The following is a 23,549-nucleotide window of genomic DNA, read 5'->3' as shown; positions in this document are numbered from 1 at the left end:
ATGATTATTCACATCCATTCATATTGAGAAAAATTAATATCATATGTTCTTTTTTAGAATATCATAAAATAATAGAAGGTACAATGTGAGATGAAGTGGAAAGATTGAAAAATAGTAAATTGGTAAATTACAAAAAAGACATTCGATCTCTCGAATGTCTTTCATCCAGTGCGGAAGAAGAGACTTGAACTCTCACAGGATTAACTCCCACTAGAACCTGAATCTAGCGCGTCTGCCATTCCGCCACTTCCGCGTTTCTTGTCGGCTGTCCGCCTGACAAGATGTATAATACCATAGTGGAATCGATTTGTAAACCCCTAAATTCAAAAAAATCTAAATTTTTTTATTTTTTTGAATTATTCATATTATTTAGCTATTTCTGCCAGTTTCATCTTCTTCATTTCGCGTGAAATCAAGAACACAGAAGTAAGGAACGCAATGGCATCAGCTACCGGTCCCGCATACATAATTCCGTCGATTCCCAAAAACAGCGGAAGAATGAAAAGCAGCGGTATCAGGAAGAAAACCTGACGGGTGAGGGAGAGCAGCATTCCTTTGACTGGTTTTCCGATTGCGGCAAAGAAATTGGATGATAATAACTGTACGCCGTTTAAGAGGACCATAAACAGGAAAATCCGCATAAATTTGACGGCAAACTCAAAATAAAGAGCATCTCCCGTTCCGAACAGGGAGATAATCTGGCGTGGACACAGCTGGAACAAAAGAAATCCAATCAGAGATATGACCAGATTACACTGAATTGCCAGTTTATAAACGCCGCGGACACGATCATACTGTTTTGCACCGTAGTTGAACCCGATGATTGGCTGGGAGCCCTGAGAGATCCCGATGATGACTGCCAGCAGGATCGCATTTGTTTTCATAACAATTCCACAAGCTGCCAGCGGGATTTCTTTTCCGTAAGGAGAAAGTGCTCCATAATAGGTCAGTGAATTATTCAGTACGATCTGTACAAATGTGAGCGCTACCTGATTTAAACTGTTGCTCATGCCGAGGGAAGCGATTTTTAAACAAAGCTTTCTGTGAAGCCGGAAATAATGCGCTTTTAGTTCCACATTTCGGAATCGCTTTAAATAGCTGACGGCAACCAGACAGGATACAATCTGTCCGATGATCGTTGCCCACGCAGCACCTGCAACTCCCAGTTTAAAGATAAAAATAAAGACCGGATCCAGTATGGTGTTGATGATCGCACCGATCAGCATACAGGTCATGGAAAATTTCGGACTTCCGTCTGCCCGGGCGAGGTTGCTCATCCCATTGTTGACAATCAGAAACGGCATACCGATTGCGGTGATCCGGGTGTATTCTTTGGCATATGGCATGATTTCGGCTGTTGCACCGAATGCGGTGAGCAGCGGAACGAGAAAAATCTCGATCAGTACGGCGTAGATCACACCAAAGACAAGCATCATTGTAAATGCAGTCCCTACGACCTGCGCGGCGTCCTCTTTTTTGCCGGCTCCCAGATTCAGGGAAAACAGTGAAGCACTTCCGATGCCGATCAGAAGTGCGATGGCAAGAGAGATGGTGGTCAGAGGAAACGCAACATTAGTAGCTGCATTACCGAGATAGCCGACTCCCTGGCCGATAAATACCTGGTCTACGATGTTATACAAAGAACTGACAAGCATTGCGATAATGCTTGGGACTGCAAAAGATTTCAGCAGCCTTGGCAGTTTTTCATAACCCAGCGGATTTTCTTTTTGTATCGAATTCATATAAATCCCCTTCCTGAAAATGTTTACATTTTATTATAGGGCAAAAAATTTTTGTGTGCAAGATGGAGCAACCATTGAAAAACCGACCCAGGGATCCGATATTGCAGTCAGAATTTATGAACTGGAAGTGTATGGGTGTATGGATCGGATTAGGAAGAAAGATTTTAACGTAATAAGGCTGTGACTTGTTTGGAGTCACAGCCTTCCTGTATCTAAGAACAAAATTTCTTTTTTATTCTGCAGAAGATATTTCTTATGCCGATTGTAAGAAATGTGATAAAACCGCAGAATAAACATAAAAATCCAACAGGCAGTAAGAAAAAGTTTTCATGTAAAATCCCCTGTGTATCAATATATTCTACTGACACAGCTTTTAGAAAAATACAGGAGATTCCAAAGCAAAGGAAGATTCCGCCAATGGCAATAGAAATTAGATTCATTTTTGCTCTTCTTGTTTCGCTTGAATTTGTAATCAATGTAAATGAATTGCCGTTTTTTAGCAAGCAAGAGTTGCTTGCAATGCGCAGAAAATACCAAGGGCTATTATACGGTATGCGTGGAAATATTACAATTGTTTTCAATTTGAAAAGGGGAGAGTGACAGTTTATTGGTTACTGTTAAAAATGAAAAAACAGGATTGACAAATTTATTTTTTGTGATATAGTTTGACTATCAAAGTATTTTAAAGTAAAAATATTTTGAAACAAAAATAATGGAGAAGAAAGATGACAGGAAGAATATGCGGAACCGGCTCCTATGTGCCGGCCAGAATTGTAGAAAATGACGAGCTGGCAAATCTGGTGGATACGAATGACGCCTGGATTCGCGAGCGGACGGGAATTGCAAGAAGACATCTTGCAGAGAATGAGACGACTTCGTATATGGCGGCAGAGGCGGCGAAAAGAGCACTTGCACAGTCAGACATCCCGGCGGAGGATGTGGATCTGATCCTGGTGGCAACCTCCACACCCGAGAACGTTTTTCCATGCACGGCATGTGAGGTACAAAGAGAGATTCATGCAGAGCATGCGGCGGGATTTGATCTGAATGCGGCGTGCAGTGGATTTTTGTTTGCGCTTCAGACTGCACAGGCGTACATTCAGGCAGGAATTTACAGGACAGTGCTGGTGATCGGTGTGGACAGTATGTCACATATGGTGGACTGGAGTGACAGAAGTACCTGCATTTTGTTCGGGGACGGGGCCGGAGCTGTGGTGCTTCGCGAATCGAAGGAAGGTCTGTTTGTGCAGGCTGCGCATTCGGACGGCGCAAAAGGAGATGTTCTGACAGGATGCAGCCGGCACAGAAAAAACTGGGATCATCCGGATGAAGCAAAGGCAGCGTACATTCAGATGGACGGACAAAGCGTATTTAAATTTGCAGTCAGGAGGGTGCCGGAAATTGTGGAAGAGCTGCTTGAAAAAGCCCAGATCCAAAAAGAAGAAATTTCGTATTTCTTTTTACATCAGGCGAACAGAAGGATCATTGAGGCTGCGGCAAAGCGGACCGGAGTGGATATTTCGAGATTTCCCATGAACCTGCAGGAATACGGAAACACCTCAGCGGCAAGTATTCCCATTCTTCTGGATGAGTGGAACAAAAAAGGATTGCTCAAAAAGGGAGATAAGCTGGTGCTTGCCGGATTTGGAGCAGGACTTTCCTGGGCGGGAAGTCTATTGGAATGGTAAAAGAAAGGAAGAAAATTATGTTAGAAAAAATCAAAGAAATTACAGCAGAATCATTAGGAGCAGACGCAGGAACAATTACAGAGGAGACATCCTTTAAAGAAGATCTGGGAGCAGATTCTCTGGATCTGTTTGAAATGGTGATGGCGTTTGAAGAAGCATTTGAGGTAGAGATTCCGTCGGAAGATCTGGAGCAGATTCAGACAGTAGGAGACGTTGTAAAATATCTGGAAGCACACAAATAGAAGGAAGGATACTGGCATGAAGACAAAGATTACCACACTTTTGGGGATTGAATCTCCTGTTGTACAGGGAGGTATGGCCTGGGTTGCGGAGAGTCATCTGGCAGCGGCAGTTTCTAATGCCGGAGGGCTTGGGATCATCGGAGCAGCCAGTGCGCCTGCCGAGTGGGTGCGCGCTCAGATTCAGGAAGTGAAAAGAAGAACCGACAAGCCGTTTGGCGTCAATATTATGCTGATAAGCCCTTATGCGAAAGAAGTGGCAGAGCTGGTGGCAGAAGAAAAAGTTCCGGTTGTGACAACGGGAGCGGGTTCGCCGGAAAAATATATGAGTCTCTGGAAAGAGGCTGGAATCAAAGTGATTCCGGTGGTTGCGTCTGTTGCCCTTGCGAAGCGGATGGAGCGGTGCGGAGCAGATGCACTGGTGGCAGAAGGCACAGAAGCAGGCGGGCATATCGGCGAGAATACGACCATGGTGCTGGTACCTCAGGTAGTCGATGCGGTGAATGTACCGGTCATTGCGGCCGGTGGAATTGCAGACGGACGGGGGATGGCCGCGGCATTCATGCTGGGAGCAGAAGGGGTACAGATTGGTACCAGGTTTGTGGCATCCAGAGAAGCACAGGTTCACGAAAACTATAAAAACTGTATTATAAAAGCCAGAGATATTGATTCCAGAGTCACCGGACGAAGCACTGGGCATCCGGTTCGTGCGCTTCGCAATCAGATGACAAAAATATACCTGGAAAAAGAACAGGCGGGGGTTCCGTTTGAAGAACTGGAGCTTTTGACGCTGGGGGGGCTTAGAAAAGCGGTTGTGGACGGAGATGTGACAAATGGAAGTGTGATGGCAGGCCAGTCTGCGGCAATGGTAAAAGAGATACTTTCCTGTGAGGAGATCATACAGAATCTCACCGAGCAGGCAGAAAAATTGTTAAAAGGAGTTTCCAAGCATGAGTAAAATAGCATTTATGTTTCCCGGACAGGGAGCGCAGACAGCCGGAATGGGAAAAGATTTTTACGAACATAGCGAGATTGCGAGAAATATCATTGACCGATCATCCGGGCTTCTGAAGCTGGATATGAAATCCTTGTGTTTTGAGGAAAATGAAAATCTTCATCAGACGGAATATACCCAGGCAGCACTTGTTACGGTCTGTATGGCAATGGAGCAGGTGCTGCGTGAAGCCGGTGTGAAGCCGGATGTAACAGCAGGGTTGAGTCTGGGAGAATATTGTGCCATTGCTTCGGCAGGAGGGATGCAGATCGAGGATGCGATCCTGGCAGTTCGAAAGAGAGGCATTTTGATGCAGAACGCCGTTCCGGATGGAAAAGGCGCGATGGCTGCGGTACTTGGCCTGGATGCCGAAAAGATTGAAGCCGCGATCGCTGGAATTGAAGGAGTGAGTATTGCAAACTATAACTGCCCGGGGCAGATTGTGATCACCGGATGGAAAGAAAGTGTAGAGCAGGCAGGGGCAGTTTTAAAGGATGCAGGAGCAAAACGGGTACTTCCGTTAAACGTCAGTGGTCCATTTCATTCTCCGATGTTACAGGAAGCGGCAGGACAGTTAAAAGAGGTACTGGATCAGATTGAATGTTCACCACTTCAGATCCCGTATGTGACGAATGTGACCGGGCGGTATGTTTCGGATATCGAGGAAACAAAAGAATTGCTTATACAGCAGATCGCAGCACCGGTTCGCTGGCAGCAGAGTGTGGAAGAGATGATTAGACAGGGTGTGGATACCTTTGTAGAGATTGGACCAGGACGTACGTTATCCGGATTTTTACGGAAGATCAACCGTGATGTGAAGGTATATCAGGTTTCCACATGGGAAGATATTGAGAAAGCAGGAAAAGAATTATGTTAGAACAGAAAGTGGCGGTCGTAACAGGAGCTTCCCGTGGAATAGGAAGAGCAATTGCAGAAAAACTGGCAGAAGAGGGCGTTTTTGTTGTCATCAATTACCGTGGCAATGAAGAACAGGCAAAACAGGTGCAGCAAACAATTAAAGAACAAGGGGGAAATGCAGGAATCTATGGATGTGATGTTTCTGATTTTTCTGCCTGTGAAGCATTTTTTAAAGATGTGATAGAAACTTATGGAAGACTGGATATTCTGGTTAACAATGCAGGGATCACGCGAGACGGACTGCTCATGAAAATGACGGAATCCGATTATGATGCGGTACTTCAGACGAATTTAAAGGGAACCTTTAACGGAATCCGGTTTGCATCCAGGCAGATGCTTCGTCAGAAGTCAGGGCGGATCATCAATATTTCTTCGGTATCCGGTATTCTGGGAAATGCAGGGCAGGCAAACTACAGTGCGTCCAAAGCAGGTGTGATTGGGCTGACCAGATCTGCGGCAAGAGAACTCGCATCCAGAGGAATTACAGTCAATGCAGTGGCTCCAGGATTTATCAAAACAGAAATGACAGAAGTTCTTTCTGAACAGGTGCAGAATCATGCAAAAAGTCAGATTCCGCTGGGGAGTTTTGGAAATCCGGAAGATGTGGCAGAAGCGGTCTGGTTTCTTGCATCAGACAAAGCAGGATATATCACCGGACAGGTATTGAATGTGGATGGCGGTATGGCAATGTAGAAAAGGAGAACAGTATGAAAAGAAGAGTGGTAGTGACCGGGCTTGGAGCAGTGACACCTGTGGGAAACACAGTGGAGGAGTTCTGGAGCAGTGTGCGTGAAGGAAAGGTGGGAATCGGTCCCATCACAAAGTTTGATACTTCGGAATACAAGGTAAAACTGGCGGCAGAGGTGAAAGGATTTTCGGCAAAAGAGCGGATGGATTTCAAAGCAGCGAAGCGAATGGAGCCGTTCGCTCAGTATGCAGTAGCCGCGGCAAAGGAAGCCTTTGAAGATGCGAAAATTGATATGAGCCAGGAGAACCCGTATCGGGCGGGGGTGATCGTTGGTTCAGGAATCGGAAGCCTTCAGGCTGTGGAGACAAATTACGAAAAAATTCTGCAGAAAGGGCCATCCAGAGTGAATCCTCTGATGGTTCCGCTGATGATTTCCAATATGGCAGCAGGAAATGTTTCCATTCAGCTGGGATTCAAAGGAAAATGTACCAGTGTTGTGACAGCATGCGCATCAGGAACCCACTGTATCGGAGACGGATTTCGTGCGATTGCATATGGAGATCTGGATCTCTGCGTGGCAGGAGGGGCAGAAAGCTGTATCTGCCCAAGCGGCGTGGCAGGATTTACGGCGCTGACCGCGCTTTCGGATTCTGAGGATCCAGAGAAAGCCTCCATTCCTTTTGACAAAGACAGAAATGGATTTGTGTTAGGGGAGGGAGCAGGGATCGTAATGCTGGAAGAACTGGAGCATGCGAAAAAGCGGGGAGCCAGAATTTATGCAGAAGTTGTCGGATACGGGGCAACGGGAGATGCGTACCATATTACGTCTCCGGCAGAAAACGGAGAGGGAGCCGGGATGGCGATGAAGCTTGCGATGGAAGAGGCAGGCGCACAGCCGGAGCAGATCGATTACATCAATGCACATGGAACGAGTACCCATCACAATGATCTGTATGAGACAAGAGCAATCCGGTATGCACTGGGAGCAGCGGCAGATCAGGTTGTTGTCAATTCTACGAAATCGATTATCGGACATCTTCTGGGAGCAGCCGGCGGGGTGGAATTTGTTACATGCGTGAAAAGTATCCAGGATGGATTCATCCACCAGACCATGGGAACCAAAGAGACAGAGGAAGAGTGCAGTCTGGATTATGCAATCGGCGCACCGGTTGAAAAAGAGATCACATATGCGCTGACGAATTCTCTCGGGTTTGGAGGACACAATGCGTCACTGTTGCTGAAAAAATATGAAGGGTAGTGTAGATAATATGAAATTTGAGCAGTTGGTAGAACTGATCCAGACAGTTTCATCCTCGAATCTCGGGGAATTCAAATATGAAGAGGGAGACTTTAAGATTTCTTTAAAAAAAGAAAAAGGGGAAGTCAGACTTGCAGAGCAAAGTGAGTCTGTGCCGGCCAGAGCATCAGAGCAGCCACAGGATTCTTCGGAGAAAAAATCGGGAAATGTGATCAAATCCCCGCTGGTGGGAACCTTCTATGCATCACCGGCAGAGGATGCAGATCCGTTTGTACAGGTGGGAGAGCAGGTACAGAAAGGAAAGATTCTGGCAATCGTGGAAGCAATGAAGCTGATGAATGAGATTGAAAGTGAGTTTGACGGAACGATAGAAGAAATACTGGTAGAAAACGGAGCGCCGGTAGAATACGGACAGCCGCTTTTTATCGTGAGATAGGCAGGTGCAGAATATGAAAGCATTGAACATTGAACAGATACAGGAAATCATTCCTCACAGACATCCGTTTTTACTTGTGGATGCGATTGAAGATTTTGAACCCGGAGAATTTGCGGTGGGATATAAGTGTGTGACTTACCGGGAAGAATTCTTCCGGGGACACTTTCCAAAGAAAGCAGTGATGCCGGGAGTTCTTATTTTAGAGGCTCTGGCACAGGTCGGTGCAGTCGCGATCTTAAGTGTTCCGGAAAATCAGGGGAAGATCGCATTTTTCGGAGGTGTGCAGAACTGCAGATTTAAAGGAATGGTATTTCCGGGAGACAAACTGAAGCTGGAGACAAAGATCATCAAACGAAAAGGGCCGGTAGGAGTCGGGGAAGCAGTGGCATCTGTGAATGGAAACGTGGTAGCCAGTGCACAGCTGACATTTATGGTAGGTGAGTAGAGATGATAGAAAAAATATTGATTGCAAACAGAGGTGAGATTGCAGTCCGGATCATTCGGGCATGCCGGGAGATGGGCATTCTGACTGTGGCTGTTTATTCAGAGGCAGACAAAGAAGCACTGCATACACAGCTGGCGGATGAGGCAGTGTGTATCGGTCCGGCGCCGTCTGCACAAAGCTATCTGAGTATGGAAAATATATTAAGTGCCACGCTGACATCCGGTGCAGATGCGATCCATCCGGGATTTGGATTTCTGTCAGAAAACAGCAGATTTGCAGAGCTTTGTGAAAAATGTGGAATCATCTTTATCGGACCGTCTTCTTCTGTGATTCAAAAACTGGGAAATAAATCGATTGCCAGGCAGACTATGGAAGCAGCCAATGTACCGGTTATTCCCGGATGCAGTGAATGTATATACGAAGCAGATCACGGGAAACGAATTGCCGGGGAAGTGGGATATCCTGTGATGATCAAAGCAGCACTTGGAGGCGGTGGGAAAGGAATGCGTACCGCATATTCAGAGGCAGAATTTGAGTCAGCATTTCTGACGGCTCAGAGTGAGGCAAAAAATGCCTTTGGTGATGATGCCATGTATATTGAACATTTTATCGAGCATCCGCGTCATATTGAATTTCAGATTCTGGCAGACAAGCATGGAAATGTAGTGCATCTGGGAGAGCGGGACTGTTCGATCCAGAGGAATCATCAGAAGCTGATCGAGGAATCTCCATCTTCGGCGTTAAATCCGAAGCTGCGTAAAGCAATGGGAGAGGCGGCTGTGCGGGCGGCAAAGGCAGCAGGGTATACCAATGCGGGAACGATTGAGTTTCTGCTGGAGAAAAGCGGATCCTTTTATTTTATGGAAATGAATACCCGGATTCAGGTAGAGCATCCGGTCACAGAGTGGGTGACGGGAATTGATCTGATTAAGGAGCAGATTCGGATCGCAGATGGAGAGAAGCTAAAAGTTTCGCAGGAAGACATTTCCTTAAACGGTCATGCTATTGAATGCAGAATCAATGCTGAGGATCCGGCAAAGAATTTCCGCCCTTCTCCGGGAACTATCACGGATGTCTATCTGCCGGGCGGAAAAGGGGTGCGGATTGATACGGCGATCTACAGTGGATATACAGTGCCGCCGTATTACGATTCCATGCTGGCAAAGCTGATCGTGCATGCCAAAAGCAGAGAAGAAGCAATTCTGAAAATGCGAAGTGCATTGGGTGAAGTGATCATTGAGGGAATTCAGACCAATGTGGATTATCAGTATGACATTTTACATCATCCCGATTTTGTAAGTGGAAATACCGATATTGAATTTATTGAAACAATGGAAAATCAGTAAAAAGGAAGCAAGTGTATGAAACTGCAGAATATGTTTAAGAAAAATCGAAAAAGTTATATTCCGCTGAAAAGCGAACGGCCGGAAGTTCCGGAAGGACTTCTGAAGAAGTGCAATAAATGCGGCGCTGCGATTCTGACGGAAGAGGTAAAAAGTGCAGGCTATATCTGTCCGAAATGTCAGGGGTACTTCCGGGTGCACGCATATGAAAGAATCCGGATGACTGTGGATGAAGATTCCTTTGAAGAGTGGGAGAAAGACATGGAATTTGTCAATCCGCTGGAGTTTAGGGGATATGAGGAAAAGGTAAAAAGTCTGAAGGAAAAAACCGGACTTTCAGAAGCTGTTGTGACCGGAAAAGCATCTATCGAGGGCAATCCGGCGGTGATCGCGGTGTGTGACGGGCGGTTTCTGATGGCGAGCATGGGACAGGTTGTGGGAGAAAAGATCACAAGAGCGGTGGAACGCGCCACAAAGGAACAGCTCCCGGTGATTATATTTGCCTGTTCCGGCGGTGCCAGAATGCAGGAGGGAATTGTATCTCTGATGCAGATGGCGAAAACGGCAGCGGCATTAAAACGGCACAGTGATGCGGGACTTCTCTATGTTTCGGTGCTGACAGATCCGACCACAGGCGGGGTGACTGCCAGCTTTGCAATGCTGGGAGATGTAATCCTGGCAGAGCCGAAGGCGCTGATTGGATTTGCAGGTCCGAGAGTCATTGAACAGACCATTGGAGAAAGACTGCCGAAAGGCTTTCAGCGTTCTGAATTTTTACTGGAACACGGCTTTATCGATCGTATCGTAGAGCGAAAAGAGATGAGAACGGTTCTTGAAAATATTCTGCAGATGCATCATACCGCTCAAAATCCTGTTATTCAAAAGCCTGTACAGACAGTGGAAAAAGAACGGCAGTCTGTACAGGAAAAAGATGCGTGGGAACGGGTCACAATTTCCAGAAAAAATGACCGGCCTGTAGGACAGGATTATATCCGTATACTTTTTTCCGATTTTCTGGAGTTTCATGGAGACCGCTGTTATGGAGATGATACTGCAATCATTGGTGGAATCGCGAGGTTTGCGGGGATTCCAGTTACAGTGATCGCACAGGCAAAGGGAAAATCTACCAAAGAAAATGTAGCGCATCATTTTGGAATGCCGTCTCCGGAAGGATATCGAAAAGCACTTCGTCTGATGAAGCAAGCCGAGAAATTTAAACGGCCGATTCTTCTGTTTGTGGATACACCGGGGGCATTTTGTGGTATAGAGGCAGAAGAGCGGGGGCAGGGAGAAGCCATTGCAAGAAACCTGTTTGAAATGTCATCCATGAAGGTTCCGATTCTGTCTGTTGTGATTGGAGAAGGCGGAAGCGGAGGTGCATTGGCACTGGCAGTCGCGGATGAAGTCTGGATGCTGGAAAATGCGATATATTCTGTGCTGTCTCCGGAAGGGTTTGCGAGTATCTTGTGGAAAGACAGTAAACGCGCAAGTGAAGCGGCAGCGGTGATGAAATTGACAGCAGCAGACCTGAAGAAACTTGGCGTGATTGAAGCTGTCATTGCGGAACCAGAAGTGTATACAGAAGAAACCATGCAGTCTGTGGTTTTTGTTCTTCAAAAAAAGATCACAGAGTTTCTGGATACGCACTGCAATTTCTCACCTGAGGAGCTGGCGGCGCAGCGTTACGAGCGTTTCCGGAAGATGTAGCAACATAAAAATACCATAGAAAGAAGTGAAATATGGAAAACTTAAAAATCGGAGAAAAAATAACAAAAGTTCCTTTGATCCAGGGCGGAATGGGTGTGGGAATCAGTCTGGGAAGGCTGGCGGGAAGTGTGGCGAAAGCCGGCGGAATCGGAGTGATATCCACTGCTCAGATCGGATATCGGGAACCGGATTTTGATAAACATCCGGAGGAGGCCAACCTTCGTGCGATTGGAAAAGAAATGCAAAAAGCACGTCAAATTTCAGAAAACGGAATCATCGGATATAACATTATGACGGCTTTAAAAGGATATGCAGATCATGTAAAGGCAGCAGTAAAAGCAGGTGCAGACTTGATCATATCCGGTGCAGGACTGCCTGTGGACCTTCCGGCACTGACAGAAGGCAGTGCGGTGAAAATTGCGCCCATTGTATCCACAGCACGTTCTGCGCAAGTGATCTTGAAATACTGGGATAAAAAATATGGAAGGACGGCGGATCTGATTGTGGCAGAAGGGCCTCTTGCAGGAGGTCATCTTGGATTTACAGAGGCGGAACTGGACAAGTGGAAAGGGGATGCCTACCATATGGAGTTTGGGAATATTCTGGACGTGGTACGGCAGTATGCGAAGAAGTACAAGTGCCGGATTCCGGTGATCGCAGCAGGCGGAATTTATGACAGAAGTGATGTCCAAAGGATGGAGCAGCTTGGAGCGGATGGGGTTCAGGTGGCAACCAGATTTGTTACAACAAAAGAATGTGATGCCCACCGGAGGTATAAAGAAGCGTATCTGAAAGCTGTAAAAGATGAGATTGCCATTGTGAAAAGTCCGGTCGGAATGCCGGGAAGAGCCATCTTGAATCCCCTCATGAAACGTGTTATGCTTGGAGAGAAAATAGAACACAGTTCCTGTCACAGATGTCTTGCAAAATGTAACCCTTCTCAGATACCATACTGCATTACAGACAGCCTGATCGCCGCGGTGAAAGGAGACATAGAAAACGGACTTATCTTTTGCGGCGCCAACGCATGGAAGGCAGCGAAGATTGAGACCGTAGAGGAAGTGGTGGCATCATTGTTTGCATAAAGAACAGGAACAAGTGGTTGGTACGGAGAGGAGAATACATCTTTGGATGCATATAAGACCATTAACGATACACTGGTTCACCTGTTCAACGAAATCTGGGAATTGGAAGAAAAAGCAATCATAACAGAGGAATTTAAGGATATTACCAACAACGACATGCATATAATAGAAGCAATCGGTCTGGGAGAGGAAAGCACAATGTCGGCAGTTGCGAGAACATTGGGAATTACAGCGGGTTCCCTGACAACGTCCATGAACAGCCTGGTCAATAAAAAATATGTGACACGGCAGAGGAGCGAGACAGACCGCAGGGTGGTCTATATCCAGTTGACCGGAAAAGGGAAGAAAGCATATGAGCATCATAAGAATTTCCATATGCAGATGACCAATGCGGTGATTGAAAATCTAAAGGAGCAGGAGCTTGCAATTTTGCTGCAGACACTGGATAAATTATCCGATTTTTTCAGAGGTTATCAGGAACGGGAACAGGAAAAGAAAACGGAGCTCTGATATTTTTTTGACGTTTTTGGAAAAATGAGGTACAATATTTGCTGAACCTGCGAAAAGCAGGGGATAACAGTCATGTTCCGGCCGTGTGGTTTGCGGCAGAGCCGGAAGATAAGCGGAGCAATATCCGTTTCGTGTTTTATCAGGAGGGAATTGATATGGCAGCAAAAAAAGGAGCATCTAAGACAACAGCGAAAACAACAGTACAGACACCGGTAAAGACAGCAGAAGAAGTGACATCAGCACAGACAGCAAAGAAAGTTGTTGCAAATGAAAAGGCGACAGAGAAAAAAGAAGAAGTAAAACCTGCAAAAGTAGAGGCGATTGAGACAAAAGCAGGAAAGGCAAAGGCAATCGAGACCAAGAAAGACACAACAAAAGCAATTGAAACAAGAGCAGCTGTGTTACAGGAATCTGAGCCGGCAGCAGAAGAAAAAAAGACAAGAGCAAGAAAAACTTCTGCAAAGACAACGACAGCAGCAAAAACAGCAGTAAAATGTGAAATGTATCTGCAGTTTGCCGGAAAAGAATATTCAGAAAAAGAGCTGATGAAAAAAGTAAAAGAAGTCTGGACAAAAGAGCTGAAGCATAAAGTAGGCGAGCTGAAAGATGTAAAACTTTATCTGAAGCCAGAAGAATCCGCAGCATATTACGTAATCAATAAAGATACAACAGGACGGATTGAATTATAAGAAATGAAAAATGCGTGGGCGATACGATGGCCTGCGTATTTTTTTGCTGTTTTTGTGAAAATTGCGGGATTGTAAACGGAAAGGGAAAAGGGTACAATAAGCATATTAAAAACTGTCTCTGAATGGTTTTATCTTTAGTAATCTTAGGAAAAAGTCTAAACAAATCAAAGAATCAAAAAACGGCAGATCAGCCGAAATATTCAGTTATTTTATGGAAACGTCAGATAGTGATATTGCACTGCAGAAAAAAATGATTATAATGGAGGAAAGTACATGGAAGAAAAGAAGACAAAAAATTTCTCAAAGTATCCAACTTTAAACAGGGAATACAAAGACAGCCTGTTTCGGCTTATATTCAGCGAAAAGAAAGATTTGCTGGATTTGTACAATGCACTGAATGGAACATCTTATAGTGATCCGGAAGAACTGGAAGTCAATACACTGGAGGATGCAGTTTATATTTCCATAAAAAATGATATTTCATTTTTAGTAGGAGGAACCTTGAACCTGTATGAGCATCAGAGTACATACAATCCCAACCTTCCGATTCGGGGGTTGATCTATCTGGCACATTTGTACGAAGGATATATAGAAGACGGGAAAAGACATAGAACCCTGTCTGGAGTGTCAGGTGGTGATGCTGAACATCAATTATGGACATAATCAGGAGCTAATGGAGAAGTGCAGGCGTCTGAGAGAGTACTCGCAGTTTGTTTTCATTGTACGTGAGCAGAAAAAAATGTATGAAGATCCAGAAGAAGCAACTTTGCGGGCAGTAGATATCTGTATCGAACAGGGAGTGCTTGTGGATATTTTGAGAAAGCATAAAGCAGAGGTGATCAGTATGGTATTGTCATCATTTAATCAGGAAGCATATGAAGAGGATATGTATGAGACAGGATATAAAGAAGGGGAACGGAGAATCAATACGCTTTATGAGAAATTACTCAAAGAGCAGCGAATGGACGATATGAAACGGGCAGTGGAGGATGAGGCATATCGGGAGACTCTGTTAAAAGAATATGATTTGTAAAAAGAACTGGCGGTTGAAGCTGAAATCAATCGCCAGTTCTTTTTATATTATTATTTGTCTGAGGAACCTCTCCGGTCGATCCCCTCTCAATTAATTTTGCATGTAACAGAAGTGTTCCGATGGATACTTGATTCATCAGACTGTCCAGAGCATAGTAAGCACTTTTGCCAAGCTGGATCCGTTCCTGGCGTATGGTAGTCAGCGGCGGGGAAGTATATGCGCAGATCGGGAGATCATCAAACCCGATGATGCTGATCTCGTCCGGAACTTTGTATCCGAGCTGCTGACACTGAATCATCGCGGCATTGGCGATCAGATCATGGCTGCAGACAATAGAGGTGATTCCCAGATCCAACAGACGGGGAAGATGCTTTTCCATACATTGAGTGATATAGTAGGAACTTCCCGCATAGGTCGGATCGGACTTTAGGCCGTTTTGTTTCAAAGCGTGGAAAAATGCTTTGTGGCGGATCTGCATGATATGAGAACCAAGGGCGCTGCTCAAATATCCGATTTTTTTATGTCCCAGTTTTTTTAAATGGGAGACGGCGAGTTCCATGCCTTCGTTGTTGTCGATTCCGACATATGCCATATTCGGATTTGCAATAATATAGTTGTCATACAGAACGGTCGGTGTTCTGCTGGTCTGAAAATCTTTCATCCACGGATCATTCAACGAAAATCCAACGACAAAAGCTCCCAGATACTGGTTCTGCAGCATAAAAACATCGTACGGGGTGCTTTTCTGCAGTTTTTCAGTAGTATCTACAATATCTACGGTATAACCGGCAGGTTCTGCAAGCTGGCGGAAGCCGAGCAGGATTTCATATCCAAATTGATGTGACTCTTTGTAATCTACGTTTTCAATCAGAATACAGAGTTTTTTCTCCGCAGCCTTCTGGCGGCGGATTTTTGTATATCCCATTTCAACAGCTGTTTCCAGTACGGTTTTTTTGTAAAGTTTCGCTGATATCAGGTGCACCGTTTAAGGCTTTGGAAACAGTGCCTTTTGAGATATTCAGACGATCAGCAATATCCTGTAATGTAGCCATTGGGGCTCCTTTCTGCGTCCTTTTTTCGTTGCTGTTCATAGTAACCTTTTTCATTATATAGAAAAAAAGTGAAAAATGCAATGAATATCCATGGAAAAAGAGAATGAGTTTCGGAAAGTTTCTTGTTTGCAAAAACATGGATTGTTGAAAGTGAATAAAAATACAGGACAAAAACTATGAAAAACGTAGAAAATAAAGAATACCATGCGTTGTTAGGATTGACGAAACAGGAAAGAAATGATATTATCATCATATACGAAACAATGCGAAACAAAAGTGAAAGGTGAGGGAACATGAAGAGAAGAGTTTGTGCAATTCTGCTGGCTGCAAGTCTGGCTGTGTGTGGGCTGACCGGATGCGGGAATGGATCCCAGAGCAGTGCAGGGCAGGAAAAAGTAAGACTGATGGTTTGGTCTCCGTCAGAGGACCAGTCAAAAGAAAGCGGCGAATGGCTGCAGACGATGTGTGAGTCCTTTGCAGAAGAAAATCCGCAGTGGGATATTACATTTGTGTACGGAGTTGCAGATGAAGCGACGGCAGCGAGTCAGGTATCGCAGGATCCGGAAGCAAGTGCGGATGTATTTATGTATGCAAATGATACGCTGACTACAATGACAGATGCTAATGCGCTGGCGAAATTTGGAGGAAAGTACAGAGAAGAGATTGAAAAAACAAATTCAGAAGAAGTTTTGAAGTCTCTGACAAAGGACGGAGATCTGTACGGAATTCCTTTTACGACAAATACCTGGTTTATGTATTATGATAAAAGCGTTTTTTCAGAGGAGGATGTAAAAAATCTGGATACAATGCTTGAGAAAGGTGTCGTGTCTTTCCCGTTTACAAACTCATGGTATCTGCCGGCGTTTTATGTAGGAAATGGCTGTACGTTGTTCGGAGATGGAACGGATGAATCCAAAGGGGTAGATTTCGGCGGAGAAAATGCAGTGGAAGTAACGAATTATCTGATTGATCTTCGAAATAATCCGAATTTTAAGATCGATGCAGACGGTTCCGGGATTGCAGGACTGCGTGACGGAAGCATCAATGCCATGTTTTCTGGTTCCTGGGATGCCAATGCAGTGAAAGAGGCGTTCGGTGATAATATGGGAGTAGCCGCATTACCGACATATACCTTAAACGGAGAAGAAAAACAGATGACGTCCTATGCCGGATCAAAAGCGATCGGAGTCAATCCTTACAGTAAAAACATGGTTCCTGCCGTAGAGCTTGCACTATATCTTGGATCTGCCAAAGCACAGGAAGCACACTATGAGATGAGAAATGTGATCCCATGTAATACGGAATTGCTTGCACAGGAGAACATTGCGGCAGATCCGCTTGTTATGGCACAGAATGACACCTTTAACCAGACATCGATCCTGCAGCCGTTTGTATCAAAGATGAATAACTGCTGAGTACCGGTAGAAAACATGGGAAAAGGAATCCGAAATGGAAATATCACGCATGAGAATGCAAAAGAGCAGACGGAATCGATGAACGAGGCAATGAACAGTGATGGAATCTAGAAGAGGTGAAGAAGATGGGAATAGTTACAAAACGAGTCAATGAATTTCCAACGCCGTATACATGTAGGAATGCGATACAAAAGGGCGGACCGGAGACAAAGTTATCCATGATCTTAATGGGACTTGGAAACTTTGTACACGGACAGAAAATAAAAGGCCTGTTATATCTGGCGGTTGAAGTAGCATATATCGTATTTATGGCAGTGAATGGAATTACATTTTTAAGTATGCTGGGAGGACTTGGAAGCGTGCCGCAGAAAGAAGTGTGGGACGAAGCGAGTCAGGTTTATCTGTACACAAAAGGGGATCAGTCGATCCTGATCCTGTTATATGGAGTGGCAACCATCCTTGTGAGCGTGCTGATGGTATTTGCCTGGAGAGGTGCGCTTCAGAGTGCATATAAGGCAGAATGTCTTGCAAAAGAAGGAAAACATGTCAATACATTCGGGGAAGATTTAAAATCTCTGCTTCATGAAAATCTGCACAGACTTCTGATGACACCACCGATGATTTTTATTTTCGGATTTACAATTCTGCCGCTGATCTTCATGATCTGTATGGCATTTACGAATTACAGCAAGATCGACAATCATCTGATGCTGTTTGACTGGGTGGGACTGGATAATTTCAAGGCACTGTTTGATTCGAGCAGTATCCTTGGAAGTACATTCTGGTCTGTACTCGTATGGACACTGGTATGGGCATTCTTTGCAACCTTTACAAACTATATTTTCGGAATGATCCTTGCAATCATGATCAACCGGAAAGATACAAAGGCAAAGGGATTCTGGAGATTTTGTTTTGTACTTTCCTGTGCAGTGCCGATGTTTGTCTCTCTTTTGATCATGCGTACCATGCTGCAGCCGGAAGGTGCGGTCAATGTACTGTTAAGAAACTTAGGGTGGATCGCGCAGGATGCAAGTCTCCCGTTTTTCACAGATCCGACCTGGGCGAGAGTGACTGTGATCGTGGTCAATATCTGGGTAGGTGTTCCGTATACACTGCTTCAGCTGACAGGTGTTCTTCAGAATATCCCGGCAGATCTTTATGAGGCAGCCAGGGTAGACGGGGCAAATTCCATTCAGATTTTCTTCAAGATCACACTGCCTTATATGTTGTATGTGACGACACCGTATCTGATCGCGACATTTACAGGAAATGTGAACAACTTCAATATTATTTATCTGTTGTCCGGAGGAGACCCGATCACGGATCTGTCTTCCACGGCGGGAAGTACAGACCTGCTTGTTACATGGCTGTATAAGCTGACGGTTGACAAACAGTACTATAACATTGGTGCAGTCATTGGTATTCTGACCTTTATCATTCTTGCAGTTGGTGCACTGTTTACATACAGAAGAAGTAAATCTTACAAAGAAGAAGGAGGATTCTAGGCATGGGCGAGAAGAAATTTCATTCAGCAAAAAGAAAACGGATGATTAACAATACGATCGTTCATATTGTTCTGGCTGTGCTTGCGGCAATTTGGATATTCCCGATCATCTGGGTTGTGCTCACAAGCTTCCGTGCGGAAAAAGGTTCTTATGTATCCACCTTCTTCCCACAGTCCTTTACACTGGATAACTATACAAGATTATTTACAGATACTTCGATTTTGAATTTCCCGAAAATGTTTGGCAACACGCTGATCATTGCGGTATGCTCCTGTATTCTGGCCACTTTTTATGTGCTGGCAGTCTCTTACTGTCTGTCCAGACTGCGGTTCAAGCTGCGAAAACCCTACATGAACATGGCAATGATCCTGGGATTGTTCCCTGGATTTATGTCTATGATCGCCGTGTATTTTATTTTAAAGGCGATGGGGCTGACAGAGGGAAATCTGATTCGTCTGGCGTTGATCCTGGTGTATTCCGGAGGAGCGGGACTTGGATTTCAGATTGCGAAAGGATTCTTTGATACGATTCCGATCGCCATTGATGAGGCGGCGCTTCTGGACGGATGTACCAGATGGCAGATTTTTACAAAGATCACACTGCCTCTTAGTAAACCGATTATTATCTACACCGTTCTGACATCGTTTATGGGACCGTGGCTCGATTTCATTTTTGCAAAGGTGATCTGCCGGGCAAATTCAGACCAGTATACGATTGCAATCGGACTGTGGAAAATGTTGGAAAAAGAATATATTGACAGCTGGTACACCAGCTTTGCCGCAGGGGCAGTATTGATCTCAATACCGATCGCAATTCTGTTCCTGTGTATGCAGAGATTTTATGTGGACGGTGTTTCCGGTGCAGTCAAAGGATAGATGGAGTAAAAGGATGGGAAAGACAGCAAAGCAATGGAAAGACTTTTACCGAAAAGAAGAATTTCAGAAACAGTATTGTGATCCGGCAGAAAAGCTTGGAATGGAGTGCACAAGTGGGCGGACTTCATTTCGGCTCTGGTCGCCAGTGGCAGAGGAAGTACAGATCTGTTTTTACAAGAACGGAGAGGCCGGAAGTGCATTTGAGATCCATCCGATGCAGCTGCAGGAGCATGGAATATGGAACTATGAGACAAAGCAGTCTCTTCATGGAATCTATTATGATTTTCTACTGAAGATAGAGGGAGAGCAGGTTCAAAGTGCAGACCCTTATGCAAAAGCTTGTGGTGTGAACGGCCTTCGCAGTATGGCGGTGGATTTGAGAAAAACGGATCCTGTGATGTGGGAATCAGATAAAGCGCCGGAAAAAGAAGCAGAGCAAATAATCTATGAGCTGCATGTCAAAGAGTTTTCCTGGGATGCATCCGGCGGATTTCCAGTAGAGGTAAGAGGGAAATATCCGGCATTTTGTTGCAAAGATACTTCTTTGTATGGAGATGGAAAACATCCGACAGGACTTTCTTATCTGAAAAATCTCGGGGTCAATTATGTACAGCTGATGCCGGTGTATGACTATGGATCTGTAGATGAGGCGGGCAGAGCGGATGGATTCAACTGGGGATATGATCCACTGAATTATAATGTGCCGGAAGGTTCTTATTCCACAGATCCATTTCATGGGGAAGTTCGGATCCGGGAGCTGAAAGAAGCGATCCAGGCTCTGCACAGACAGGGATTTCGGGTCATTATGGATGTGGTTTATAACCACACCTATTCGCTGGATTCCTGGCTTCAGAAGACGATGCCGTGGTATTTCTACCGGGTGTGGGAAGACGGCAGTGTTTCCAATGGATCTGCCTGTGGAAATGATGTGGCAAGTGAGCAGGCAATGTGTGCCAAATACATTTTGGAGTCTGTGCTGTACTGGGCCGAAGAGTACCATATGGATGGATTCCGCTTTGACCTGATGGGACTTCTGGATGTGGAGCTGATGAACAGGATTCGAAAGGGACTGGATGCCCGCTATGGAACCGGGGAAAAGCTGGTTTTTGGAGAGCCGTGGAGAGCGGATGAAACGGCTGTGGAAGGAAATGCTCTCCTGGCGGATAAAGCACATATCCATCTTCTGGATGAACAGGTAGGGATGTTTTCGGACGATACGAGAGATGCCATCAAAGGTTCGGTCTTTGAGGCAGAAGAACCGGGATTTGCAAATGGAGGGAAAGATCTGGAAGAGCAGATTCTGGCCTCTGTGAAAGCCTGGTGCGGACAAAAGGAGCCGAAAGTGAAAGCACCATCTCAGGTGATCACGTATGTGTCTGCCCATGATAATCATACACTCTGGGATAAACTGTGTGAAACAACAGCGTCAGAAGAATTGAGAAGAAAACAGTACCGTCTGGCAGCGGGAATGTATCTGACCTGTCAGGGAATTCCGTTTTTGTTATCTGGAGAGGAGTTCGCACGGACAAAAGGCGGCAGGGATAACACGTATAATGCACCGATCACCATCAATCGTCTGGATTGGGAACAGGCATACAAGGAACAGGAGCTGGTGGAATATTACCGGGGACTGATCACACTGCGAAAAATGCTGCCGGGATTGTGGGATAAAAGCGCACAGGCGGCAAAACGCATCTTAAAAACGTGGAAAACAGATGGTTGTGTGGGCTTGTATGTGGATAACCAGACAAAAGAAAAAGCAGAACTGTGGAAAACACTCTGTATTGTATATAACGGCAGTGAAAAACAGCAGGAAGTGAAACTTTTGAAAGGGACATGGGAAGTTCTTGCAGACGGAGAGGACAGCTTTTTATGGAAACATCCACAGATTGCAGCGGAACATATGAAAGTTTCTCCGGTCAGTATTTTGATACTTGGAAAAAAGGAAGAGAGCAGGTAAAGTGTGATGAAATGGATGTATGGAAAACAAGACTGGAAAACAAGAGAGCGGGGACTGGAAAACTGTTATTTGATGACCAACGGACTGGGGGGATTTTCCTCCATGACGATGACGGGGGCAGTGTCAAGAAATGACCATGCACTGTTGATGGCCTGTACAACAGCGCCAAACTGCAGATACAATATGATACACCGCTTAAAGGAAGAACTTCTGACAGAAACAGGAGACGTGCTTACACTGTCCACACAGGAGTTTGAGGAGCAGACACCGGAGGATGGATATCTTCATCTGGCGGCATTTTCCTATGAAGATACTCCGATCTGGAGATTCCTTGTAAATGGTGTGGAGATCAAAAAAGAGATTGGAATGCCACAGGAAGAAAATACAGTGGCGCTTCGTTATGAAATCAAAAACCGCAGCAGCCGGAATGTGGAATTTGTGCTGACTCCATTTTTCCAGTTCGTACCAAAGGGAGCCGATCTCTTGCCGGATCAGGAAATCGTATTTACAAAAGGAGCAGTGGAAAGTGAAGGAATGACACTGCATCTTCGTACAAACGGAATGATAAAAGAGATCGCAGAGACAGAGGAAGTTTATTTTTACCGCTATGATGTCTGTGACGGACGCAGGGCGTATGGACACGCAAGAGCCAACCATCAGATCCGTCTGCAGGCAGAGGCTGGAAAACAGGTGGTCCTGGAAGTAGTCTATGAGATGGAACCATCAAAAAACAGTGCACAGACGATCATTGAGCAGACGAAAGCAGACAGAAAACAGCTGGAGGAAACAGCCGGATTTACTTCGGAGGCTGGGAAAATGCTTTCAAAAAGTGCCAGACAGTTTGTTTCAAAACGGGAATCCACGGGGGGAGATACGATTTTGGCAGGATATCCGTTTTTTGAAGACTGGGGCAGAGATACGATGATTGCACTTCCGGGAATCTGCATTTCTACCGGACAGTTTGAGACTGCAAAAAGGATTCTGCGCACCTTTGCACAGAATGAGAGAGACGGTCTGATGCCGAATCTGTTTCCAGAGGGAGGAAACGAACCGCTGTACAATACAGTCGATGCGGCACTGTTGTTTATCAATTGCGTGTATTTGTATTATGAAGCAACAAAAGATATGGAGTTTGTCCGGGAAGTGTATCCGGTGATGGAGCGGATCATGGATGGATATCAGAGCGGGACAAAGTTTGGGATCCACATGGATACAGACGGGCTGATCTGTGCAGGGGAAGGTCTTGCTCAGGTGACCTGGATGGACGTACGTGTGGGAGAGATTCTGCCGACTCCAAGACACGGAAAGCCGGTGGAGATCAATGCCTACTGGTACAATGCCTTAAAAATTATGGAAACATTTACAGAAGAAACAGAAACAAGCAGATACTACGCGCAACTGGCAGAAAAGGTAAGGGATTCGTTTACAGAAAAATTCTGGATGTCGCAGAAAAATTGTCTGAAAGACCTGGTTTCCGGAACAGAGGCAGATACCCAGATCCGCTGCAATCAGATCTGGGCACTCTCCATGCCGTTTACGATGCTGGAGCCGGAAAAAGAGCGGAAGATAGTGGAAACTGTTTTTGAAAAGCTGTATACTTTTTATGGGATGCGTACACTGGAAGAAGCAGATCCGGAATTTCATCCATACTATGAAGGAGCGATGGAAAAGCGGGATATGGCATACCATCAGGGCACTGTATGGACGTTCCCACTGGGGGCTTACTATCTGGCGTATCTCAAGGTTCACGCATACAGTGAACGCGCAAAACAGGACGTAAAAGAGCAGCTGGAAGTTCTGGAGTGCGCACTTAAGGAAGGGTGCATTGGACAGCTGCCGGAAATCTACGACGGGAAAAACCCAGTGTCTTCCAAAGGCTGTTTTGCACAGGCATGGAGTGTCGGAGAATTGCTCCGTGTATATGAACAGATTGAAAAAAAGAAGAAATAGAACATGGAATCTGAAAG

At 45.3% G+C, this 23,549-nt stretch carries 22 protein-coding genes, 1 tRNA gene and 2 pseudogenes; 21 read left to right on the top strand and 4 right to left on the bottom strand.

Annotated elements, in window-relative coordinates; all coding sequences use genetic code 11:
• Nucleotides 1–169: 169 nt before the first annotated feature.
• From FXV78_RS03265 to FXV78_RS18765, 3 genes are all read right to left on the bottom strand, one after another.
• Nucleotides 170–253, bottom strand: a tRNA-Leu gene (locus FXV78_RS03265).
• A 112-nt stretch (nucleotides 254–365) separates the two neighbouring features.
• Nucleotides 366–1,742 (bottom strand): MATE family efflux transporter, encoded by a 1,377-nt coding sequence (locus tag FXV78_RS03260; RefSeq protein ID WP_004842518.1) that lies wholly within the window; start codon nucleotides 1,740–1,742, stop codon nucleotides 366–368.
• A 212-nt stretch (nucleotides 1,743–1,954) separates the two neighbouring features.
• A complete protein-coding gene (locus FXV78_RS18765; protein ID WP_004842526.1) occupies nucleotides 1,955–2,182 on the bottom strand; it encodes a DUF3955 domain-containing protein in 228 nt (75 codons plus the stop codon).
• On the opposite strand from FXV78_RS18765, the gene FXV78_RS18760 reads away from it, so the two are divergent.
• The 16 genes from FXV78_RS18760 to FXV78_RS18135 all read left to right on the top strand — a co-directional run bounded on the left by FXV78_RS18760 (nucleotide 2,160) and on the right by FXV78_RS18135 (nucleotide 14,775).
• Entirely contained in the window at nucleotides 2,160–2,342 is a 183-nt protein-coding gene (locus FXV78_RS18760) for a hypothetical protein (RefSeq protein ID WP_022037632.1), read from the top strand. The two genes, FXV78_RS18765 and FXV78_RS18760, sit on opposite strands and share 23 nt — an antisense overlap.
• A 125-nt stretch (nucleotides 2,343–2,467) precedes the next feature.
• Nucleotides 2,468–3,430, top strand: coding sequence for a beta-ketoacyl-ACP synthase III (locus FXV78_RS03250; RefSeq protein WP_004842527.1), 963 nt, complete (start codon nucleotides 2,468–2,470; stop codon nucleotides 3,428–3,430).
• A 17-nt stretch (nucleotides 3,431–3,447) separates the two neighbouring features.
• Nucleotides 3,448–3,672, top strand: a complete 225-nt coding sequence (locus FXV78_RS03245; RefSeq protein ID WP_009245119.1) for an acyl carrier protein — start codon at nucleotides 3,448–3,450, stop codon at nucleotides 3,670–3,672.
• Between the two features lie 16 nt (nucleotides 3,673–3,688).
• Nucleotides 3,689–4,627: an enoyl-[acyl-carrier-protein] reductase FabK gene (gene fabK, locus FXV78_RS03240; RefSeq protein ID WP_004842531.1), complete on the top strand. Its 939-nt coding sequence runs from the start codon at nucleotides 3,689–3,691 to the stop codon at nucleotides 4,625–4,627.
• The gene (fabD, locus tag FXV78_RS03235) at nucleotides 4,620–5,540 is read left to right on the top strand and encodes an ACP S-malonyltransferase (RefSeq protein ID WP_004842533.1); all 921 of its coding nucleotides are present in this window, start codon (nucleotides 4,620–4,622) and stop codon (nucleotides 5,538–5,540) included. Before fabK ends, fabD begins: the two co-directional genes overlap by 8 nt.
• A complete protein-coding gene (gene fabG / locus FXV78_RS03230; RefSeq protein WP_004842535.1) occupies nucleotides 5,534–6,274 on the top strand; it encodes a 3-oxoacyl-[acyl-carrier-protein] reductase in 741 nt (246 codons plus the stop codon). The genes fabD and fabG overlap by 7 nt, the downstream gene beginning before the upstream one ends.
• 14 nt (nucleotides 6,275–6,288) lie before the next feature.
• Complete coding sequence (gene fabF / locus FXV78_RS03225; protein WP_004842536.1) at nucleotides 6,289–7,527, top strand: beta-ketoacyl-ACP synthase II; 1,239 nt, start codon at nucleotides 6,289–6,291, stop codon at nucleotides 7,525–7,527.
• Between the two features lie 10 nt (nucleotides 7,528–7,537).
• Nucleotides 7,538–7,963, top strand: a complete 426-nt coding sequence (gene accB, locus FXV78_RS03220) for an acetyl-CoA carboxylase biotin carboxyl carrier protein (RefSeq protein ID WP_009245116.1) — start codon at nucleotides 7,538–7,540, stop codon at nucleotides 7,961–7,963.
• Between the two features lie 13 nt (nucleotides 7,964–7,976).
• On the top strand, nucleotides 7,977–8,408 hold the full coding sequence (gene fabZ, locus FXV78_RS03215; RefSeq protein ID WP_004842540.1) for a 3-hydroxyacyl-ACP dehydratase FabZ: 432 nt from the start codon (nucleotides 7,977–7,979) through the stop codon (nucleotides 8,406–8,408).
• A 2-nt stretch (nucleotides 8,409–8,410) separates the two neighbouring features.
• The gene (locus FXV78_RS03210) at nucleotides 8,411–9,754 is read left to right on the top strand and encodes an acetyl-CoA carboxylase biotin carboxylase subunit (RefSeq protein ID WP_004842541.1); all 1,344 of its coding nucleotides are present in this window, start codon (nucleotides 8,411–8,413) and stop codon (nucleotides 9,752–9,754) included.
• Between the two features lie 15 nt (nucleotides 9,755–9,769).
• Nucleotides 9,770–11,458 carry an acetyl-CoA carboxylase carboxyl transferase subunit gene (locus tag FXV78_RS03205; protein WP_004842542.1) on the top strand — a complete coding sequence of 563 codons (1,689 nt, stop codon included), beginning with the start codon at nucleotides 9,770–9,772 and terminating at the stop codon, nucleotides 11,456–11,458.
• Between the two features lie 32 nt (nucleotides 11,459–11,490).
• Nucleotides 11,491–12,543 carry an NAD(P)H-dependent flavin oxidoreductase gene (locus FXV78_RS03200; RefSeq protein ID WP_004842543.1) on the top strand — a complete coding sequence of 351 codons (1,053 nt, stop codon included), beginning with the start codon at nucleotides 11,491–11,493 and terminating at the stop codon, nucleotides 12,541–12,543.
• Between the two features lie 42 nt (nucleotides 12,544–12,585).
• Nucleotides 12,586–13,053, top strand: a complete 468-nt coding sequence (locus FXV78_RS03195; RefSeq protein WP_004842545.1) for a MarR family winged helix-turn-helix transcriptional regulator — start codon at nucleotides 12,586–12,588, stop codon at nucleotides 13,051–13,053.
• Between the two features lie 38 nt (nucleotides 13,054–13,091).
• Nucleotides 13,092–13,742, top strand: coding sequence for a DUF6465 family protein (locus FXV78_RS03190; RefSeq protein WP_004842548.1), 651 nt, complete (start codon nucleotides 13,092–13,094; stop codon nucleotides 13,740–13,742).
• Between the two features lie 273 nt (nucleotides 13,743–14,015).
• On the top strand, nucleotides 14,016–14,405 hold the full coding sequence (locus tag FXV78_RS18140; RefSeq protein WP_004842551.1) for a hypothetical protein: 390 nt from the start codon (nucleotides 14,016–14,018) through the stop codon (nucleotides 14,403–14,405).
• On the top strand, nucleotides 14,380–14,775 hold the full coding sequence (locus tag FXV78_RS18135) for a hypothetical protein (RefSeq protein ID WP_004842553.1): 396 nt from the start codon (nucleotides 14,380–14,382) through the stop codon (nucleotides 14,773–14,775). The genes FXV78_RS18140 and FXV78_RS18135 overlap by 26 nt, the downstream gene beginning before the upstream one ends.
• Nucleotides 14,776–14,800: 25 nt before the next feature.
• Here the strand turns inward: FXV78_RS18135 and FXV78_RS03180 are convergent.
• A pseudogene (locus FXV78_RS03180) lies at nucleotides 14,801–15,827 on the bottom strand (LacI family DNA-binding transcriptional regulator).
• A 293-nt stretch (nucleotides 15,828–16,120) separates the two neighbouring features.
• Here FXV78_RS03180 and FXV78_RS03175 point away from each other — a divergent pair.
• The 5 genes and pseudogenes from FXV78_RS03175 (at nucleotide 16,121) to FXV78_RS03155 (ending at nucleotide 23,532) form a co-directional block, all read left to right on the top strand.
• Nucleotides 16,121–17,353 (top strand): annotated as a pseudogene (locus FXV78_RS03175) (extracellular solute-binding protein).
• Nucleotides 17,354–17,367: 14 nt separating this feature from the next.
• A complete protein-coding gene (locus FXV78_RS03170) occupies nucleotides 17,368–18,747 on the top strand; it encodes a carbohydrate ABC transporter permease (RefSeq protein ID WP_004842561.1) in 1,380 nt (459 codons plus the stop codon).
• A gap of 2 nt (nucleotides 18,748–18,749) precedes the next feature.
• A complete protein-coding gene (locus FXV78_RS03165; protein ID WP_004842562.1) occupies nucleotides 18,750–19,622 on the top strand; it encodes a sugar ABC transporter permease in 873 nt (290 codons plus the stop codon).
• A gap of 13 nt (nucleotides 19,623–19,635) precedes the next feature.
• Nucleotides 19,636–21,582, top strand: coding sequence for a type I pullulanase (gene pulA, locus FXV78_RS03160; protein WP_004842563.1), 1,947 nt, complete (start codon nucleotides 19,636–19,638; stop codon nucleotides 21,580–21,582).
• A 6-nt stretch (nucleotides 21,583–21,588) separates the two neighbouring features.
• Nucleotides 21,589–23,532, top strand: a complete 1,944-nt coding sequence (locus FXV78_RS03155) for an amylo-alpha-1,6-glucosidase (RefSeq protein ID WP_004842564.1) — start codon at nucleotides 21,589–21,591, stop codon at nucleotides 23,530–23,532.
• The last annotated feature ends 17 nt before the right edge of the window (nucleotides 23,533–23,549 follow it).

It is taken from the genome of Mediterraneibacter gnavus ATCC 29149 (assembly GCF_008121495.1).
Taxonomy (GTDB): domain Bacteria; phylum Bacillota; class Clostridia; order Lachnospirales; family Lachnospiraceae; genus Mediterraneibacter; species Mediterraneibacter gnavus.
The sequence above is the reverse complement of the archived record's forward strand: the minus strand, read 5'-3'. Positions and strand labels throughout refer to the sequence as shown.

Bases quoted from the DNA above. Each gene is read 5' to 3' on its own strand.
- FXV78_RS03260 (WP_004842518.1), bottom strand. From the start codon at position 1,742: ATGAATTCGATACAAAAAGAAAATCCGCTGGGTTATGAAAAACTGCCA.
- FXV78_RS18760 (WP_022037632.1), top strand. From the start codon at position 2,160: ATGGCAATAGAAATTAGATTCATTTTTGCTCTTCTTGTTTCGCTTGAA.
- FXV78_RS18765 (WP_004842526.1), bottom strand. From the start codon at position 2,182: ATGAATCTAATTTCTATTGCCATTGGCGGAATCTTCCTTTGCTTTGGA.
- FXV78_RS03250 (WP_004842527.1), top strand. From the start codon at position 2,468: ATGACAGGAAGAATATGCGGAACCGGCTCCTATGTGCCGGCCAGAATT.
- FXV78_RS03245 (WP_009245119.1), top strand. From the start codon at position 3,448: ATGTTAGAAAAAATCAAAGAAATTACAGCAGAATCATTAGGAGCAGAC.
- fabK (WP_004842531.1), top strand. From the start codon at position 3,689: ATGAAGACAAAGATTACCACACTTTTGGGGATTGAATCTCCTGTTGTA.
- fabD (WP_004842533.1), top strand. From the start codon at position 4,620: ATGAGTAAAATAGCATTTATGTTTCCCGGACAGGGAGCGCAGACAGCC.
- fabG (WP_004842535.1), top strand. From the start codon at position 5,534: ATGTTAGAACAGAAAGTGGCGGTCGTAACAGGAGCTTCCCGTGGAATA.
- fabF (WP_004842536.1), top strand. From the start codon at position 6,289: ATGAAAAGAAGAGTGGTAGTGACCGGGCTTGGAGCAGTGACACCTGTG.
- accB (WP_009245116.1), top strand. From the start codon at position 7,538: ATGAAATTTGAGCAGTTGGTAGAACTGATCCAGACAGTTTCATCCTCG.
- fabZ (WP_004842540.1), top strand. From the start codon at position 7,977: ATGAAAGCATTGAACATTGAACAGATACAGGAAATCATTCCTCACAGA.
- FXV78_RS03210 (WP_004842541.1), top strand. From the start codon at position 8,411: ATGATAGAAAAAATATTGATTGCAAACAGAGGTGAGATTGCAGTCCGG.
- FXV78_RS03205 (WP_004842542.1), top strand. From the start codon at position 9,770: ATGAAACTGCAGAATATGTTTAAGAAAAATCGAAAAAGTTATATTCCG.
- FXV78_RS03200 (WP_004842543.1), top strand. From the start codon at position 11,491: ATGGAAAACTTAAAAATCGGAGAAAAAATAACAAAAGTTCCTTTGATC.
- FXV78_RS18140 (WP_004842551.1), top strand. From the start codon at position 14,016: ATGGAAGAAAAGAAGACAAAAAATTTCTCAAAGTATCCAACTTTAAAC.
- FXV78_RS18135 (WP_004842553.1), top strand. From the start codon at position 14,380: ATGCTGAACATCAATTATGGACATAATCAGGAGCTAATGGAGAAGTGC.
- FXV78_RS03170 (WP_004842561.1), top strand. From the start codon at position 17,368: ATGGGAATAGTTACAAAACGAGTCAATGAATTTCCAACGCCGTATACA.
- FXV78_RS03165 (WP_004842562.1), top strand. From the start codon at position 18,750: ATGGGCGAGAAGAAATTTCATTCAGCAAAAAGAAAACGGATGATTAAC.
- pulA (WP_004842563.1), top strand. From the start codon at position 19,636: ATGGGAAAGACAGCAAAGCAATGGAAAGACTTTTACCGAAAAGAAGAA.
- FXV78_RS03155 (WP_004842564.1), top strand. From the start codon at position 21,589: ATGAAATGGATGTATGGAAAACAAGACTGGAAAACAAGAGAGCGGGGA.